The organism is Streptomyces sp. CA-243310 (assembly GCF_050936775.1).
Taxonomy (GTDB): Bacteria; Actinomycetota; Actinomycetes; order Streptomycetales; family Streptomycetaceae; genus Streptomyces.
The window spans coordinates 2,275,938-2,291,899 of record NZ_JBNJMF010000002.1 but is presented as its reverse complement, the minus strand read 5'-3'; the positions used below and the strand labels follow the sequence as shown (position 1 = coordinate 2,291,899).

At 72.6% G+C, this 15,962-nt stretch carries 18 protein-coding genes; 9 read left to right on the top strand and 9 right to left on the bottom strand.

Annotated elements, in window-relative coordinates; all coding sequences use genetic code 11:
• The first annotated feature begins 5 nt into the window (after positions 1-5).
• Positions 6-1,487 (top strand): aldehyde dehydrogenase, encoded by a 1,482-nt coding sequence (locus ACQEVM_RS27955; protein WP_433083523.1) that lies wholly within the window; start codon positions 6-8, stop codon positions 1,485-1,487.
• Positions 1,487-1,720, top strand: coding sequence for a ferredoxin (locus ACQEVM_RS27950; protein ID WP_266947351.1), 234 nt, complete (start codon positions 1,487-1,489; stop codon positions 1,718-1,720). Before ACQEVM_RS27955 ends, ACQEVM_RS27950 begins: the two co-directional genes overlap by 1 nt.
• A gap of 78 nt (positions 1,721-1,798) precedes the next feature.
• On the opposite strand, the gene ACQEVM_RS27945 is transcribed toward ACQEVM_RS27950, so the two are convergent.
• Positions 1,799-2,446, bottom strand: coding sequence for a TetR family transcriptional regulator (locus ACQEVM_RS27945; protein WP_433083521.1), 648 nt, complete (start codon positions 2,444-2,446; stop codon positions 1,799-1,801).
• A 227-nt stretch (positions 2,447-2,673) separates the two neighbouring features.
• Between ACQEVM_RS27945 and ACQEVM_RS27940 the strand changes: the two genes are divergently transcribed.
• The 3 genes from ACQEVM_RS27940 (at position 2,674) to ACQEVM_RS27930 (ending at position 5,873) form a co-directional block, all read left to right on the top strand.
• Entirely contained in the window at positions 2,674-3,987 is a 1,314-nt protein-coding gene (locus ACQEVM_RS27940) for a glycosyltransferase family 4 protein (RefSeq protein WP_433083519.1), read from the top strand.
• A gap of 72 nt (positions 3,988-4,059) precedes the next feature.
• Positions 4,060-4,794 carry a class I SAM-dependent methyltransferase gene (locus ACQEVM_RS27935; RefSeq protein WP_267803845.1) on the top strand — a complete coding sequence of 245 codons (735 nt, stop codon included), beginning with the start codon at positions 4,060-4,062 and terminating at the stop codon, positions 4,792-4,794.
• Positions 4,791-5,873, top strand: coding sequence for a prenyltransferase/squalene oxidase repeat-containing protein (locus ACQEVM_RS27930; protein WP_433083516.1), 1,083 nt, complete (start codon positions 4,791-4,793; stop codon positions 5,871-5,873). The genes ACQEVM_RS27935 and ACQEVM_RS27930 overlap by 4 nt, the downstream gene beginning before the upstream one ends.
• A 36-nt stretch (positions 5,874-5,909) precedes the next feature.
• Here ACQEVM_RS27930 and ACQEVM_RS27925 read toward each other — a convergent pair whose 3' ends face one another.
• Positions 5,910-6,212 carry a hypothetical protein gene (locus ACQEVM_RS27925; RefSeq protein ID WP_351382190.1) on the bottom strand — a complete coding sequence of 101 codons (303 nt, stop codon included), beginning with the start codon at positions 6,210-6,212 and terminating at the stop codon, positions 5,910-5,912.
• A 66-nt stretch (positions 6,213-6,278) separates the two neighbouring features.
• Here ACQEVM_RS27925 and ACQEVM_RS27920 point away from each other — a divergent pair, with 66 nt between their 5' ends.
• A complete protein-coding gene (locus tag ACQEVM_RS27920; protein ID WP_433083514.1) occupies positions 6,279-6,974 on the top strand; it encodes a hypothetical protein in 696 nt (231 codons plus the stop codon).
• Between the two features lie 100 nt (positions 6,975-7,074).
• Complete coding sequence (locus ACQEVM_RS27915) at positions 7,075-7,464, top strand: hypothetical protein (protein ID WP_433083512.1); 390 nt, start codon at positions 7,075-7,077, stop codon at positions 7,462-7,464.
• A 4-nt stretch (positions 7,465-7,468) separates the two neighbouring features.
• Here the strand turns inward: ACQEVM_RS27915 and ACQEVM_RS27910 are convergent, their stop codons facing one another.
• From ACQEVM_RS27910 to ACQEVM_RS27885, 6 genes are all read right to left on the bottom strand, one after another.
• Positions 7,469-8,479, bottom strand: a complete 1,011-nt coding sequence (locus tag ACQEVM_RS27910) for an LLM class F420-dependent oxidoreductase (protein WP_433083510.1) — start codon at positions 8,477-8,479, stop codon at positions 7,469-7,471.
• A gap of 145 nt (positions 8,480-8,624) precedes the next feature.
• Positions 8,625-9,458, bottom strand: coding sequence for a hypothetical protein (locus ACQEVM_RS27905; RefSeq protein ID WP_433083508.1), 834 nt, complete (start codon positions 9,456-9,458; stop codon positions 8,625-8,627).
• A 139-nt stretch (positions 9,459-9,597) separates the two neighbouring features.
• On the bottom strand, positions 9,598-10,584 hold the full coding sequence (locus ACQEVM_RS27900; RefSeq protein WP_433083506.1) for an N-acetylmuramoyl-L-alanine amidase: 987 nt from the start codon (positions 10,582-10,584) through the stop codon (positions 9,598-9,600).
• Between the two features lie 89 nt (positions 10,585-10,673).
• Complete coding sequence (locus tag ACQEVM_RS27895; RefSeq protein WP_433083504.1) at positions 10,674-11,315, bottom strand: class I SAM-dependent methyltransferase; 642 nt, start codon at positions 11,313-11,315, stop codon at positions 10,674-10,676.
• A 98-nt stretch (positions 11,316-11,413) separates the two neighbouring features.
• The gene (locus ACQEVM_RS27890; protein WP_433083502.1) at positions 11,414-13,219 is read right to left on the bottom strand and encodes a protein kinase domain-containing protein; all 1,806 of its coding nucleotides are present in this window, start codon (positions 13,217-13,219) and stop codon (positions 11,414-11,416) included.
• Between the two features lie 107 nt (positions 13,220-13,326).
• A complete protein-coding gene (locus ACQEVM_RS27885; RefSeq protein WP_433083500.1) occupies positions 13,327-13,740 on the bottom strand; it encodes an ATP-binding protein in 414 nt (137 codons plus the stop codon).
• 84 nt (positions 13,741-13,824) lie between these two features.
• Here ACQEVM_RS27885 and ACQEVM_RS27880 point away from each other — a divergent pair, with 84 nt between their 5' ends.
• The gene (locus tag ACQEVM_RS27880) at positions 13,825-14,673 is read left to right on the top strand and encodes a helix-turn-helix domain-containing protein (protein ID WP_433083498.1); all 849 of its coding nucleotides are present in this window, start codon (positions 13,825-13,827) and stop codon (positions 14,671-14,673) included.
• The gene (locus tag ACQEVM_RS27875; RefSeq protein WP_433083496.1) at positions 14,633-14,890 is read left to right on the top strand and encodes a DUF397 domain-containing protein; all 258 of its coding nucleotides are present in this window, start codon (positions 14,633-14,635) and stop codon (positions 14,888-14,890) included. Before ACQEVM_RS27880 ends, ACQEVM_RS27875 begins: the two co-directional genes overlap by 41 nt.
• Before the next feature lie 14 nt (positions 14,891-14,904).
• Here ACQEVM_RS27875 and ACQEVM_RS27870 read toward each other — a convergent pair whose 3' ends face one another.
• Positions 14,905-15,855: an SDR family NAD(P)-dependent oxidoreductase gene (locus tag ACQEVM_RS27870; protein WP_433083494.1), complete on the bottom strand. Its 951-nt coding sequence runs from the start codon at positions 15,853-15,855 to the stop codon at positions 14,905-14,907.
• Positions 15,856-15,962: the final 107 nt, after the last annotated feature.

The following is a 15,962-nucleotide window of genomic DNA, read 5'->3' as shown; positions in this document are numbered from 1 at the left end:
CAGCCATGACCGAGCTCGTGGAACACGGACAACTGTTCATCGGCGGGGAGTGGACGGACCCGCTGGGCACCGACACCATCAAGGTCGTCTCCCCGCACACCGGACAGGTCATCGGCAGCGTCCCGCACGCCACCGAGGCGGACGTCGACCGCGCCGTCGCCGTCGCGCGCAAGGCGTTCGACGAGGGCCCCTGGCCCCGGATGTCCCTCGACGAGCGGATCGCCGTCGTCGCGCGCGTCAAGGACGCCATCGCGGTGCGGCACGAGGAGATCGCCCGGTCCATCAGCTCCCAGAACGGATCCCCGTACTCCTGGTCCGTCCTCGCCCAGGCGCTGGGCCCGATGATGGTCTACGACGCCGCGATCACGGTGGCGCGCGCATACCTCTACGAGGAGCACCGCCAAGGCGTGCTCGGACCCATCCTGGTCCGCCGGGAGCCGGTCGGCGTGGTCGCCGCCGTCATCCCCTGGAACGTCCCGCAGTTCGTCGCCGCCGCCAAACTGGCACCCGCGCTGCTGACCGGGTCCGCGGTGATCCTCAAGCCCTCGCCGGAGTCCCCGCTGGACTCCTACATCCTCGCCGACATCGTGCGCGAGGCCGGGCTGCCCGAGGGCGTGCTGTCGATCCTGCCCGCCGGCCGGGAGGTCAGCGAGTACCTCGTCGGGCACCCCGGCATCGACAAGGTGGCCTTCACCGGCTCGGTGGCCGCGGGCCGGCGCGTCATGGAGGTCGCCTCCCGCAACCTCACCCGGGTCACCCTCGAACTCGGCGGCAAGTCGGCGGCCGTGATCCTGCCGGACGCCGACCTGGAGACCACCATCGCCGGCATCGTCCCGGCGGCCTGGATGAACAACGGTCAGGCCTGCGTGGCGCAGACCCGCGTCCTCGCCCCGCGCGCCCGGTACGCCGAGGTCGCCGAGGCCCTCGCCGCCGCCGCCGGCGCGCTGGTGGTCGGCGACCCGCTGGACCCGGCGACCCAGCTCGGGCCGCTCGTGGCGCGCCGTCAGCAGCAGCGCTCGCTGGACTACATCCGGATCGGGCAGGAGGAGGGCGCGAAGATCCTCGTCGGCGGTGGCCGCCCCGCCGGCCTGGACCAGGGCTGGTACGTCGAACCCACCCTGTTCGGCGACGTCGACAACTCCATGCGGATCGCGCGCGAGGAGATCTTCGGGCCCGTGGTCTGCCTGATCCCCTACGGCGACGAGGCCGAGGCCGCGCGGATCGCCGACGACTCCGAGTTCGGACTCAGCGGCAGCGTCTGGACGGGAGACGTGGAGCACGGCATCGACTTCGCGCGCGGGGTGCGCACCGGCACCTTCAACGTCAACACCTTCAGCCTGGACATGCTCGGACCGTTCGGCGGCTACAAGAACAGCGGCGTCGGGCGGGAGTTCGGCCCCGAGGGCCTGAGCGAGTACCTGGAACACAAGATGATCCACCTGCCCGCCGGCTACCGGCCGCCGGCCGCCCCGGAAGCGGACGCGTGATGGGGGACCGCTGGCAGGTGGAGGTGGACCGGGGGGTCTGCATCGGCTCCGGCATGTGCGTCAACCACGCCCCGGCCGGTTTCTCCCTCGACTCGGCGCGCCAGTCCCACCCGGCGGCCCCCGAGACGGACGCGAACGAACCGGTCCTCACGGCGGCCGAGGGCTGCCCCGTCGAGGCGATCACGATCACCCTGCTGGGCAGCGGGGAGGCGGTGTTCCCGCCGGAGGAGTAGGCGGGTCGGCCCCGCCGGCCCCGGGCCCTGTCGTCGACGTCTCGCCCGGCCCGATCGGCGACAGGCCCTACGGCAGGATCAGGACTTTCCCCGGGCCTTCGGCGGGGCCGGGGCCGGCGTCGTCAGGTCGATCAGGCGGCAGACCGTCTCTATGTCGATCTTGACCTGGGCGATCGAGGCGCGGCCCGACAGCCAGGTGATCAGCGCCGAGTGCCAGGTGTGCTCGATCACGCGCACCGCCGAGAGCTGTTCCGCCGTCGGCGGGGCGTCCAGGCCCATCGCGTCCAGGATGATCGCCGTGGTCAGCCGCGACACCGTGTCCACCTCGGGGCTCACGCTCCGGTCGGCGAACGTGAGGGCGCGCACCATCGCGTCGGCGAGGTGCGGTTCGCGCTGGAGGGCCCGGAAGGCGCCCATCAGCGTCTCCGCGACTCGGGCCGCCGGATCGTCCCCCGCCGGGGGACGCTTGCGGAGCGTGGTGTGCATGTGCTGGAGCTGGTCCTGCATGGTGGCGACCAACAGGTGCACCTTGGACGGGAAGTACCGGTACAGGGTGCCGAGCGCCACGCCGGCCGCCTCCGCGACCTCCCGCATCTGGACCGCGTCGAAACCGCCCCGGCCGGCCAGTTGGGCGCTGGCGTGCAGGATGCGGCGCCGCCGCGCTTCCTGGCGCTCCGTCAGGGGCGGGGACGCCGGTGTGGTCACGGCCTTCACTTCCGCTGTCATCTGTCCCGTTCCAAGGCGTTCAGTGTCGTTGCGCCGGCCGTTCCGGGGCTGATCCGGGGCCGGCGCGTCAGGCGTCGGAGTCGTGGCGTGAATCACCTGCTCCGCCTCTTACGGTGAGGTTTCCGGCCGGTAGATTCAATGCTCTCAGACGGATCAAGTGTGAAACTTGTTCTACATTATCCGAGCGGTTACGCTCCGGCGAAAGTGCAGGGAGAAGGGGGCCGAGAGTGACCGCAGAGGCCGTGGTGACGAGCCCTTTCGCGAGTTCCGCCACCGAAGGTGACCGCCCGTTGCGCATCGCACTCCTCACCTACAAGGGGAACCCGTTCTGCGGCGGCCAGGGCGTCTACGTCCGCCACCTTTCGCGGGAACTCGTCCGGCTCGGCCACTCCGTCGAGGTCATCGGCGCCCAGCCCTACCCGGTGCTCGACACCGGGGCCACGCTGACCGAGCTGCCGAGCCTGGACCTCTACCGCAGCCCCGACCCGTTCCGTACGCCCAAACGGGCGGAATACCGGGACTGGATCGACGCCCTCGAAGTCGCGACCATGTGGACCGGCGGCTTCCCCGAACCGCTGACCTTCTCGCTGCGCGCCCGCCGGCACCTGGCCGCGCGCGCCGGTGAGTTCGACGTCATCCACGACAACCAGACGCTCGGATACGGGCTGCTGGGGGATCTCGGCGCCCCGCTGGTGACGACGATCCACCACCCGATCACCGTGGACCGCACGTTGGACCTGGCCGCCGCCAAGGACCGCAAGAAGCGGCTCTCGGTGCGCCGTTGGTACGGGTTCACGCGCATGCAGGGCAGGGTGGCCCGCCGGCTGCCGTCCGTGCTGACCGTGTCCGGTTCCTCGCAGGTCGAGATCGCCGAGCACCTGGGCGTGCGCGGCGAGCGCATCCACGTGGTGCACATCGGCGCCGACACCGACCTGTGGTCGCCCGACGCGTCCGTGGCCGAGGTGCCCGGGCGGATCGTGACGACGTCCAGCGCCGACGTGCCGCTGAAGGGGCTCGTCCACCTGGTGGAGGCGCTCGCGAAGCTCCGCACCGAGCAGCCCGACGCGCACCTCGTCGTCGTGGGCCGGCGCGCCGAGGAGGGGCCGGTCGCCCGCGCGATCACCATGTACGGACTCCAGGACGCGGTCCGCTTCGTCAAGGGCATCACGGACGCCGAACTCGTCGACCTGGTGCGCAGCGCGCAGGTCGCCTGCGTGCCCTCGCTGTACGAGGGCTTCTCGCTCCCGGCGGCCGAGGCCATGGCCACCGGCACCCCGCTGGTCGCGACCACCGGCGGGGCTATCCCCGAGGTGACGGGGCCCGACGGGGAGAGCTGTCTGGCGGTGCCGCCCGGTGACGCGGGCGCGCTCGCCGCCGCGCTGGGCCGGCTGTTGGGCGACGCCCCGCTGCGCGAGCGGCTCGGCGCCGCCGGACGCGAGAGAGTCCTGACCCGGTTCACCTGGGCCAAGGCCGCCGAGGGGACCGTGGTGCACTACCGGGCCGCCATCGAGCAGGCCGCCCGTGCGCGTCGTGCGCGCTGACGTCTCGCCGATGAGTCACCCCCGTTCCGAGTTCCACCCCCCACACCCCCGCGACCGCGAAGGCAGGACCCCGTGCTGACCGTCGATTTCTCCCGGTTCCCGCTCGCCGCAGGCGACCGCGTGCTCGATCTGGGCTGCGGCGCAGGCCGGCACGCCTTCGAGTGCTACCGGCGCGGCGCGCAGGTGGTCGCCGTGGACCGCAACGGCGAGGAGATCCGCGAGGTCGCCAAGTGGTTCGCGGCGATGAAGGAGGCCGGCGAGGCGCCGGCCGGTGCCACGGCCACCGCCATGGAGGGCGACGCGCTGGCCCTGCCGTTCCCCGACGACTCCTTCGACGTCGTGATCATCTCCGAGGTGATGGAGCACATCCCCGACGACAAGGGCGTGCTCGCCGAGATGGTGCGGGTGCTCAAGCCGGGCGGCCGGATCGCGATCACGGTGCCGCGCTACGGCCCGGAGAAGATCTGTTGGGCGCTCAGCGACGCCTACCACGAGGTCGAGGGCGGTCACATCCGCATCTACAAGGCGGACGAGCTGATCGGCAAGATGGAGGCCGCGGGCCTCAAGCCGTACGGCACGCACCACGCGCACGGGCTGCACTCCCCGTACTGGTGGCTGAAGTGCGCGTTCGGCGTCGACAACGACAAGGCGCTGCCGGTGAAGGCGTACCACAAGCTGCTGGTCTGGGACATCATGAAGAAGCCGCTGGCCACGCGCCTCGCGGAGCAGGCGCTGAACCCGGTGATCGGCAAGAGCTTCGTGGCGTACGCGACGAAGCCGCACCTGCCCGTGGACGCGGCGAAGTGACGTTCCCCGGTCGTACCGAACACCTGGTCCTGGACGGCGTGTTGACCGCCGAGCAGGCGGCCGGGACCGTCGCGGGCATTCTCGCGGCGCAGCGGGCGGACGGGGCGATCCCGTGGTTCCGCGGGCACCACCTCGATCCGTGGGACCACACCGAGGCCGCGATGGCGTTGGACGTGGCGGGCGAGCACGAGGCGGCGGAGCGGGCGTACGCGTGGCTGGCGCGGCACCAGAACGAGGACGGTTCCTGGTTCGCGGCCTACGCCGACCGGCCGGAGGGCGTGGACACGTCCGCCCCGCAGGATGCGAGCCGTGAGTCGAACTTCGTCGCGTACATCGCGGTGGGCGTCTGGCACCACTACCTGGCGACCGGCGACGATCCCTTCCTGGACCGGATGTGGCCGGCCGTGTACGCGGCGGTGGAGTTCGTGCTGGCGCTCCAGCAGCCGGGCGGCGAGATCGGCTGGAAGCGGGAGGCGGACGGCGGGGCCGTCACCGACGCGCTGCTGACCGGGTCCTCGTCGATCCATCAGGCGCTGCGGTGCGCGCTCGCCATCGCGGAGCACCGCGAGGACCCGCAGCCGGACTGGGAGTTGGCCGCGGGCTCGCTGGGGCACGCGATCCGACGCCACCCGGAGCGGTTCCTGGACAAGTCCCGCTACTCGATGGACTGGTACTACCCGGTCCTGGGCGGTGCGTTGAGCGGGCCGGAGGCGACGGCGCGCATCGAGGAGCGGTGGGAGGAGTTCGTCGTCCCGGACCTCGGGGTGCGGTGCGTGCTGCCGAACCCGTGGGTCACGGGCGGGGAGTCCTGCGAACTGGCCCTGGCCCTTTGGGCGTTGGGGGAGTCCGACCGGGCGTTGGAGATCCTGCGGTCGATCGGGCACCTGCGGGCCGACAACGGCATGTACTGGACGGGGTACGAGTTCGTGGACCGGGCGGTGTGGCCGGTCGAGCAGACCACGTGGACGGCCGGGTCGTTGTTGTTGGCCGTCGCCGCGTTGGGCGGGGACGAGGCGACGGGCGAGGTCTTCGGCGGGCTGAACCTGCCGCGGGGGCTTGAGCCGGACTGCTGCGGTTGAGCGTGTGGGGCCCGCGGGCCCCACACGCCCCGTGCGTCAGCGGCGGGAGAGTCGGCTCGCCAGGGCGTGGCCGATGAAGAGGTAGACGACGGCCGCGAGGCCGTAGCCGACGACGACCTGGACCCAGGCGCGGTCGAAGGTGAACAGGTCGTAGGACCAGCCGGCCAGCCAGGTCGCCGCGTCGTGGACGAGGTCGACGAAGGAGTTGCCCTGGTTGGCGTCGAGCAGGAACAGCAGGATCCACAGGCCGATCACGAAGGCAGCGATGTCCGCCACCAGGGCGACGGCCCGGCCCGCCGAACTGCTTCCTCGGGTGTGTACTCGGGTGTGTGTGGGCATGCACCCCGTGTTGCCGCGCAGGCGCGCCGCAAACCCCCGAACGGGTCCCCCAAGTGGCGGAGCCGCATGGCCCGGGTGAGGGTGCGGAGGACACCTCAGTCCCCGGAGGCAACTGTGTCCGTACCCAGAACTGTTCGATTCCGTCGTGCCGTCACGTCGGTGCTCCTGTCCTGTGCGCTGCTGGCCGGCGCCACCGCCTGTGGCTCGGGCGGGGGCGGGAAGACCAAGAGCGAGGACGTCTCGCTGTCCGCGGCCACGGCCGCCGACCAGGCGGCGGCGGAGGCCTCGGCCGTGGAGGTGCTGGCCGCCGAGGAGGCCGCCGCCGCGACTCCCGCGCCGAGCACGTCCGCCGAGAAGCAGAAGTTCGCGAAGACCCGATTCGTCGCGAACGCCGGTCTCGCGGCCGGCGCGACGTACCAGTGGATCGTCAAGCCGTACCAGGCGGGCAAGTTCAAGAAGGGCGCGAAGGGCCGTACGTTCGCGCTGATCAAGGCGGGTCTGGCGGGTGCCTTCGCCTACAACCGGTTGAAGGCGGCGACCGACAACGCCAAGGGCGACCCGCTGCTGTCCAAGGCGGTGGCCCCGCTCACGGCGAGCATCGCGTCCCTCAAGGGCCTCGCCACCAAGCTCCGCAAGGGGCAGGCGGGTGACGCCGACATCGGCGCCTTCGAAAGCGTCATCAACGGGGTCAAGGACGCCGGCAAGAGCGCGGGGGCCGTGGTGACCGACAAGGTTCCCAGCACCTCGCAGCTCGGCGGCTGACCGGCCGCGTCCCCGGGCGGGCCCGGGGTCGGGAGGCGTCGCGGCCCCTCGACCCCGGGCCCGCGCGCACGCGCCGGCCGGGGCTGTTTCAATGGGGCGCGTGATCGAGTTCGTGGTGGCTGCCGCAGCGGTGGCCGGGGTCGGGTGGCTGGTGCGGCGCAAGCACCGCGAGCGGCAGGCCGCCGAGGTGGTGCCGGGGCTGCCCGGCATGGCGCGGCTGCCCGCCGGCGCGGGGCGCTGGCGCATGGGCCGGTTGTACGTGGACGGGGGCGCGGCCCGCTGGGAGCCGCAGCGGGGTCCGGTGGTGGAGCTGGCCGGCGCGCGGGCCACGGGGGTGCGGGCTCCCTCCGTGAAGGAGGGCATGAGCATCAACCCGGGCTCGCGGATCGTCACGTGCGCGTGCCCGGGGGGCGCCGACATCGAGATCGCGGTGATGGCGCTGGACCTGCGGGAGTTCCTCGACGCGGTGCCGCGGGCCGAGCAGGTCTGAGCCGTCAGGTGTTCAGTTCCGCGAGGACCCGCAGGGTGTGCGGGTCGGGGGCGGTGAGGAGCAGGTCGGTGACCGGGCCCTCGCGCCACAGGTCGAGGCGTTCGGCGATCCGTTCCCGGGGGCCGATCAGGGAGATCTCGTCGGCGAACGCGTCGGGGACGGCCAGGACGGCCTCCTCCTTGCGGCCGGCGAGGAACAGTTCCCGGATGCGGAGGGCCTCGTCCTCGTAGCCCATCCTGGCCATCAGGTCGGCGTGGAAGTTGCGGGCCGCGTGCCCCATGCCGCCGATGTAGAAGCCGAGCATCGCCTTGACGGGCAGGAGGCCCTCGGCGACGTCCTCGCAGACGTGGGCCCGCGCCATCGGGGCGATCACGAAGCCTTCGGGGAGGTCGGCGAGGGAGGCCTGGTACACGTCGGTGCGGGACGGCGACCAGTACAGGGGCAGCCAGCCGTCGGCGATCCGGGTGGTCTGGGCGATGTTGCGGGGGCCCTCCGCGCCGAGCAGGATCGGGAGGTCCGCGCGCAGCGGGTGGGTGATCGGCTTGAGCGGTTTGCCGAGGCCGGTGCCGTCCTCGCCGCGGTACGGGTGGTGGTGGAAGCGGCCGTCCAGGGCGACGGGGGCCTCGCGGCGCAGGACCTGGCGGACGACGTCCACGTACTCGCGGGTCGCGGTCAGCGGGGAGGCGGGGAAGGGGCGCCCGTACCAGCCCTCGACGACCTGCGGTCCGGACAGGCCCAGGCCCAGTGTCATCCGGCCGCCGGAGAGGTGGTCCAGGGTGAGGGCGTGCATGGCGGTCGCGGTGGGGGTGCGGGCGGACATCTGGGCGATGGCGGTGCCGAGGCGGATCCGCGAGGTGTGCGCGGCGATCCAGGTCAGCGGGGTGAAGGCGTCGGAGCCCCAGGCCTCGGCGGTCCACACCGAGTGGTAGCCGAGGTTCTCTGCCTCGGTGGCGAGGTCGAGGTGGTTCGGGTTGGGGCCGCGCCCCCAGTAGCCGAGTGCCAGTCCGAGGCGCATGGGGGTCCCCTCCGCGAAGCCGCCGACAGCCACCGCCACTTCTGACGGCGCGTCAGGTGACTGTAGGGCACGACCCCGGCCCCGGGAAGACCGACGACCCCCGCCCGGGAGGGCGGGGGTCGTTCGGCCGTGCGGGCGAGGGGCCTCAGCCGCGCTGGATGTCCGACGTCTCGTTCAGCACGCCGCGTCGACCGTCCTGGGTCTGGGCGATCAGCGTGGACGGGCCGCGCTGGTCGACGGCCAGGTACCAGGTGCCCGGAGCGAGTTCCGCGATCGGGTTGTGCGAGCCGTCCTCGGCGAACAGGGACCGGGTCACCGGGACCGCGAACCAGAACGGGGTGAAGTCCGCCGCCGGGGCGGGCGCCGCGTCCTGCGGGGCCGGGGCGGGCGTGGGGTTCGGCTGCGGGGTGCCGCCGTAGGGCGGTACGGGCTGGGGGGTCTGCCCGTACGGCTGGGGCTGCTGACCGCCCGGGTAGCCGTAGCCGGCGCCGGGCGGCGGCTGCTGCTGGCCGAGCGGCTGGCCGCCGTACGGCGGGACGGCTGCGGGCCGGGACTCGGGCACCAGGTTGCCGGCCAGCGCGGGCACCTTGTCGCCGAACAGGGTCACGCCGGCCAGGGCCAGGGTGGCGAGGAAGGCGATGATGCTGCCGGCGCCCAGGTCGACGCCGCTCGGGCAGGTGATCAGGGACCACAGGGCGGCCCAGGCCGCCGCCACGGCCAGCACGGTGCCCCACGTCTGCATGGGCAGCCCGGCGAGCTGGCGGCCCTGCGGCAGGAAACGGGCCGCGAGGACCAGACCTGCCGCGATGAACCCGAGCAGGAAGACGGTCGGGAGCACCAGACGGTACACGTCGGTGTCCCAGGCGCTCGGCGTGTCGACGCCGGTCGCGGAGTAGAAATCGAGGAACGAGGCGATGAACAGCAGCACCGCTGCTCCGATCACCACGCCGTCGCCTCGAGTGAGGGAGCGGATGTTCACGTCTCAGGTGTCCTTCTCGGTCTCGGTCGTGTCGTGGTGCCGCGGTCGCAGATCAGGACTGGAGCGGGGCGGGCGGCACCATGGTACGGAGGTTTTCCGTGACCGAACGGACCGGGGGCGGCGGGCGGTCCCGGTGGGACTACCCGCCGAGGAACCCGACAATGCCGTCCGCGATGCCCTGCGCGGCCTTCTGGCGCCACTGCGGACTCGTCAGTTGAGCCGCGTCCTTGGCGTCACGCATGTTGCCGCATTCGATGAACACCTTGGGGCGAGTTGAGAGGTTCAGTCCGCCCAGATCGTCGCGGACCACCAAACCCGTGCCGGAACCGAGGTAGTTGGCGGGGCCGGAACCGGTGCTGCGGGCGAAGTTGGTCGCGATGCGTTCGCCCAGCAGGCGCGAGGGCTCGATGATCTTCGCGGTGTCGGCGCCGCCGCCCTTGACCTTGGCGGGAAGGATGACGTGGTAGCCGCGGCTGCCCTCGGAGACCCCGTCGGCGTGGACCGAGACGACGGCGTCGGCCGTGGCCTCGTTGCCGATCCGAGCCCGCTCGTCGATGCAGGGACCCCACGGGCGCTCGGTTCCGGCCTCGTGGGTGAGGACCACCTTCAGGCCCTTCGACTCCAGGACGGTGCGCAGCCGCCGGGACACGTCCATCGTGAACTCGGCCTCCATGTAGCCGGAGTTCGTGGTGGTGCCGGTGGTGTCGCACTCCTTGTGGTTGGTGCCGATGTCCACCTGGCGGTCGATCTCTTGGGTGTGCTTGAAGTTGCCCGTGTTGTGGCCGGGGTCGATGACCACCGTCCGGCCGGTGAGCGGGGCCTTGCCGGCGGCGGGGGAGCCGGACGGGCTGCCGTTCGGGGCGGGGCTCGCGGGAGCGGACTCGGAGGCCGTGTCCGGTTTCGCGTCCGAGGCGGACGTGTGGGACGCGGGCAGCGGCGACGCCTGCGGTCGGTGGTCGTCGTGCCCGTTCCCGGTCAGGACCTGGGTCAGGACCCAGCCCGCCAGACAGGTCGGGGCGAGGGCGGCCGCCGCGACCGCGAGGGTGGAGCGGCGCGTGAACCAGTGCCGGTCCGGGGCGACCGAGGAGCCGGACTCGGGGGGCGGGGGGCTGTCGTCGTAGCGCACCCGGCGATGCTAGACCGGCCGCCCGCCGCCCGGACGGACCGTGCTCCATCCGGGGGCGTGGTGTGTTTGTATGCCTGGCGGTGTCCCGGCTATATGCCCTGGTCAGTGCGTCGCAGCACCCGCAGCGAGTCCGTGACCGAGATCTCCTCGAAGGCCCCGGAGGCCAGCGCGCGCAGGTAGATCCGGTACGGGGCCTGGCCGCCGTCGGCCGGGTCCGGGAACACGTCGTGGATCACCAGCGTGCCGCCCACCGCGAGGTGCGGGGCCCATCCCTCGTAGTCGCCGCTCGCGTGCTCGTCGGTGTGGCCGCCGTCGATGAAGACCAGGCCCAGCGGGCCGCCCCAGGCCGCGGCGACCTGCGGGGAACGCCCCACGATCGCGATCACGTGGTCCTCCAGGCCGGCCCGGTGCAGGGTGCGGCGGAAGGTCGGCAACGTGTCCATGAGCCCGATCTCCGGGTCCACCACCGTCGGGTCGTGGTACTCCCAGCCCGGCTGCTGCTCCTCGCTGCCCCGGTGGTGATCGACGGTGATCGCGGACACCCCGGCCTCGCGGGCGGCGTCGGCGAGCAGGATCGTGGAACGCCCGCAGTACGTGCCGACCTCCAGGAGCGGCAGTCCGAGCGCCGCCGCCCGGGTCGCGGCCGCGTACAGGGCGAGGCCCTCGCCCACGGGCATGAAGCCCTTGGCCGCCTCGAAAGCGGCGAGGGTCTCCGGCTTGGGGCTGGCCATGTCGTTCCTCCTGAGCTGCGGGTGAGTGGCCGCCCATGCTGCCCTACCGCCCGGTAGGACGCCACGACCGGGGGCCCCGGACCCGCGGTCGCGCGCGATCAGCGGCCGAAGAGCCGGGACAGGCCACCGCCGAGGTCCGAGCGCCGGTCCTCCCACAGCATCCGCCGGAAGTCCGCACGGACGTCGGTCACCTCGCGGGTCAGCCAGTGGGTGTTGCCGGCGGTGAGGTGCAGCCGGTGCAACAGCGGCTTCAGGAGGGTCGACGCGCGGGCGGGATCACCGGCTTCGCCGATGCTGCGGGCCACCCGGTACGCCACCTCCGCGTGGCCGCGTTCCACCAGGGCCTCGGGATCCGGGTACAGCCGCAGGTACAGCCGGGCGGCGGTCGGGTAGTCGCCCACCAGCCAGGCCGCGTGCGCCAGTCGGCGCCGTACGTCCAGCAGGACGGGACTGTCGGCCGGCAGCCGCTGTTCGAGGTCGGGCAGCAGCGGGCCCAGCCACTCGCGCTCGCCCCGCGCCTGCTCCGGTGTGCGCGAGCCCCACTCCCCGTCCAGGTCGGTGTCACCCCGCCGGCGGGCTCCGGCCAGGTGGTAGCGGGCGGTCAGCGTGACGGGGTCGTCGGCGCCGAGGACCCGGGTCGCCTGTTCGATGATCTCGTGCAGCTCGTCCTCGTGGCGGCGGCCGTCGCCGGGCCCGTGGGCCGCGGCCTCGCCGACGTACGCGGCGCGCGCGGCGATGGTGTCGGGGTGTTCCAGGCCGAGCACCCGCATCATCCTCGGCAGGATGCGCTCCAGCTCCGTGGCCGACTGCCCCCGTACGGCCATGGCCCGGTGGTAGCCGGCCCGCACGGTCAGCGGGTCGTGCGCGCCGAGTTCCTCCGTCAGGTCGGCGACCAGCAGGACCAGCCGCTCGGGGAGGTCGGGCGGGGCGTCCTCCATCAGCCGGCTCAGCCGTCGCCCCAACATCGCCCGGACCGGATCCCCGGCGGCGGTGTGCACGGTGGGGGAGTAGGCGGGCGGGGGCGGCCACGCGACGGTCGGAGCAGCCGGTACGGGGCCGGCGGGTGCGGGGCCGGCCACCGCGCCCCGGGCGATCTCCGCCAGTCGCAGGCTCACCTCCCGCGCGGTCGCCGGACGCTGCCGGGGGTCCTTCGCGAGCAGGTCGAGCACGAGGGGGTCCAGCGCGGCCGGCAGCCCCTCGTGGAGCGAGCCGGGCGCGGGCGGCTCCGTCGTGAGGTGCTGGGCGAGGAGCTCGTGCATCTCGCGGGCGGGGAAGGGGCGGCTGCCGGTGAGCAACTCCATGAGCACGCAGCCCAGCGCGTACAGGTCGCAACGCCCGTCGACGGGAACCCCGTTCGCGCCGCCGGTCCAGCGTTCCGGCGCCATGTACGGGAACGATCCGATGATCATGCCGGTGGCCGTGAGTTCCGTGCCGGGGCCGCCCTGGGCCTTGGCGATGCCGAAGTCGAGGACCTTCGTCACCCCGCTCTCGGTGACCATGACGTTGGCCGGCTTGATGTCCCGGTGGACGATCCCGGCGTCGTGCGCGGCCCCGAGCGCGTCCGCGATCCGCGTGGCCCAGTCCAGCGCGTCCGCGAGCGGCGGCACGCCGGAGTCCAGGACCTCGGCGAGGCTGCGGCCCCGGAGCAGTTCCATCACGAGGAACACCGCGTCGCGTCCGCCGTGTTCGGTGCGGCCGAAGTCGTGGATGGTGGCGATGTTGGGGTGCGCGAGATTCCCGGCGAGGCTCGCCTCCCGCTCGAACCGGCGCGCGGCCTCGACGGTCTCCGGGTATCCGATCTTCACGGCCACCCGGCGGCCCACCCGGGCGTCCCTCGCCCGCCAGACCTCCCCGAACCCGCCCCGACCGAGCAACTCCTCCAACTCGTACCGGTCTTCGATCACTTCCCGCACACCCTCGACCCCCGTCACACCCTGCTCCGCCCGCTCGGCAGGAGCATTATCGCCGAGTGCGCACGGGCTCCGAGTGCGGGCCGGGAGGCGTCAGCGCCTCATCCGTCGCACTCGAACCACACCGTCTTGCCGGTGGGGTTCGGGTCCGCGCCCCAACGGTCGGTGACCGCGTCGATCAGCAGCAGCCCGCGCCCGCCCTCGGAGAGTTCGCAGCCGGGTGGTCCCGCCGGCCGAGGGAGCGCGGGGCAGTCGTCCGACACCTCGACCCGCAGGCCGCCGGGCCGGCACAGGATGAGCACGGAACATCCCCGGCCCGGCACGTGACGCACGACGTTGGCGATCAGCTCGGTCAGTGCCAGCTCGGCGGAGTGCGTCAGCGAGGCCAGGCCCCAACTGGCGAGGTACATGCGCAGGATGCGCCGCAGGTGACGGGCGGAGTGCTCACCGACGGTGAACCCCATGCGGTAGCTCTCGTCAACTGTGGTGGTTGAGTACTCAGTTGTGCGATTCATGAGACCAGAGTGGAGTGATCTGGTTACGCTCGGCTACGGACCGAACCGAACGCCGCACGGCGTGTACTTGGAGGTGACCGCTCCATGGTCAACATCCGTGATCTCGACCCCAGCGCCTCGGCCCTGGACTACTACGGTTCCGAACTGCGCCGCCTGCGGGAGGCCGCAGGACTCAAACAGGGGCAGCTGGGGGGCATCCTCTACTGCGCCGGTTCGCTGGTCGGCCAGATCGAGACGGCCCGGAAGGTCCCGACCCGGGGCTTCTCGGAACGGCTGGACGCGGCGCTCGACACCGGTGGGTTGTTCTCACGACTGGTCGGGCTGGTGCTGCGGAGCCAACTCCCGACGTGGTTCCAGCCGTACGCGGAGATGGAGGCGAAGGCGGAGTACATCTCCACCTTCCAGGCGCAGTTGGTCTACGGGCTGTTGCAGACCCCCGAGTACGCGCGGGCGGTACTGGGGGTCCGCACGGAGGGGGACCTCGACGCGAAGGTGGCCGCCCGCATGGAACGGCAGCGGATACTCGACCGCGAGAACCCGCCATTGATGTGGGTCGTGCTGAGCGAGGCCACGCTCCACCAGGAGATCGGCGGCCGGGAGGTCATGCGAAATCAACTGGCGCACCTGTTGGGGCTCCGGGGGCGCGAGTGGGTGCGAGTGCAGATCCTGCCGTTCGAGGCGGGTGCCCATGCGGGGTTGCCGGGCACGTTTACCACTCTACGGTTCGAGGATGACCCCGACCTCGTCTACACCGAGGACTTCGTCCAGGGCCATATGACGGCCAATCCGCAAGCCCTCAGGGAGGGTTCGCTCCGTTACGATCACCTCCAGGCCGCCGCCCTCTCCGTGGAGGACTCGGCGGTACGGATCGCCCGCGTAATGGAGGAGCGTTATGGACACCATCCAGAACCTGACGGGCGCGCGGTGGCGTAAGTCCTCGTACAGCGCCGACACCGGCGGCGAATGCGTCGAATGCGCCCCGCTCGGTGGTGACTGGCGCAAGTCCAGCCACAGCGGCGATACCGGTGGCGACTGTGTCGAGATCGCCGCCCGCCCGCACCTGATCGCCGTCCGGGACTCCAAGAACCCCGACGGCCCCGTCCTCACCGTCGCCCCCGAGGCCTTCGCGGAGTTCGTGCGCGGCATCTGAGCCGCGCCCTTCGACTAACCGGGGAACGCGCCCGGGTCGACGCCCGTCAGATCGCGGCTCGCCTCCCACAACCGTGCCGCGACGGCGGTGTCGGCGAGGTGGTCCCACAGCGGTTCGCGTCGGGGCTCGCCGCGCAGGCCGAAGTGGCGCGGCCCCCACAGCTGCCCTCCCCGTACCGCCGGGTCGAGCACCGCCCGGACCGCCGGCCACGCGCCGGCGTGCTTGCCCTGGAGGAGGAGGCCTGCGGGCGCCGCGCCCAGCCGTGTGCCGGTCGTGCGCACGTGGACCGGCGGCCGTGACGGGGTGAGGGAGTCCAGCGCGCCCCCGGGATGGACGACCACGCTCGCCACCGTGCTGCCGGCGGCGCGCAGGCGGCGGTCGAGTTCCAGGCCGAAGTGCATCTGCGCCAGCTTGGACCGCCCGTACGTCCGCTTGGGCCGGTAGTCCCCGCGGGACTGGAGGTCGTCCAGGTCGAGCCGCTCGGACTTCGCCGCGAAGCTGCCCGTGCTGACGACGCGGGCCGCCGGGGCGGCCGACAACAGCGGCATGAGCCACTTGGTCAGGGCGAAGTGCCCGAGGTGGTTCGTGCCGAACATCAGCTCGTGACCGTCCCCGGTCTCCTCGCGCGGCGGGGCGTCCAGGGCGACCCCGGCGTTGTGGACCACCGCGTCGAGGCGTTCTACTCCCAGGGACTCCACCGCCGCTTCGAGCGATGCGAGGTCGGCGAGGTCCAGTCGTACGGCCCGGACCCGTGCGCCGGGGACACGCGCGCGGATCGAGACCGCGGCGGCTTCGCCCCTGGCGGGATCGCGGCTGCCGAGCACGACGTCGGCCCCGGTCGCCGACAACTGTTCCGCGACGAAGTACCCGATGCCGGCGTTGCCGCCGGTCACCAGGACGACACGGCCGGCGGCGCCGGGGAGTCGTCGGACGTTCCAGGGCGGGGTGGAGGATGCGGACGACATGACGGCGGGGCTCCCTTGGCGCTGAGGACGGCTGCGGCTGCCCCTCGGGCAACCGACCCCCACGGTGGCGCCCGCCACCGATACCGGGCGGGTGGATCACCGACAGA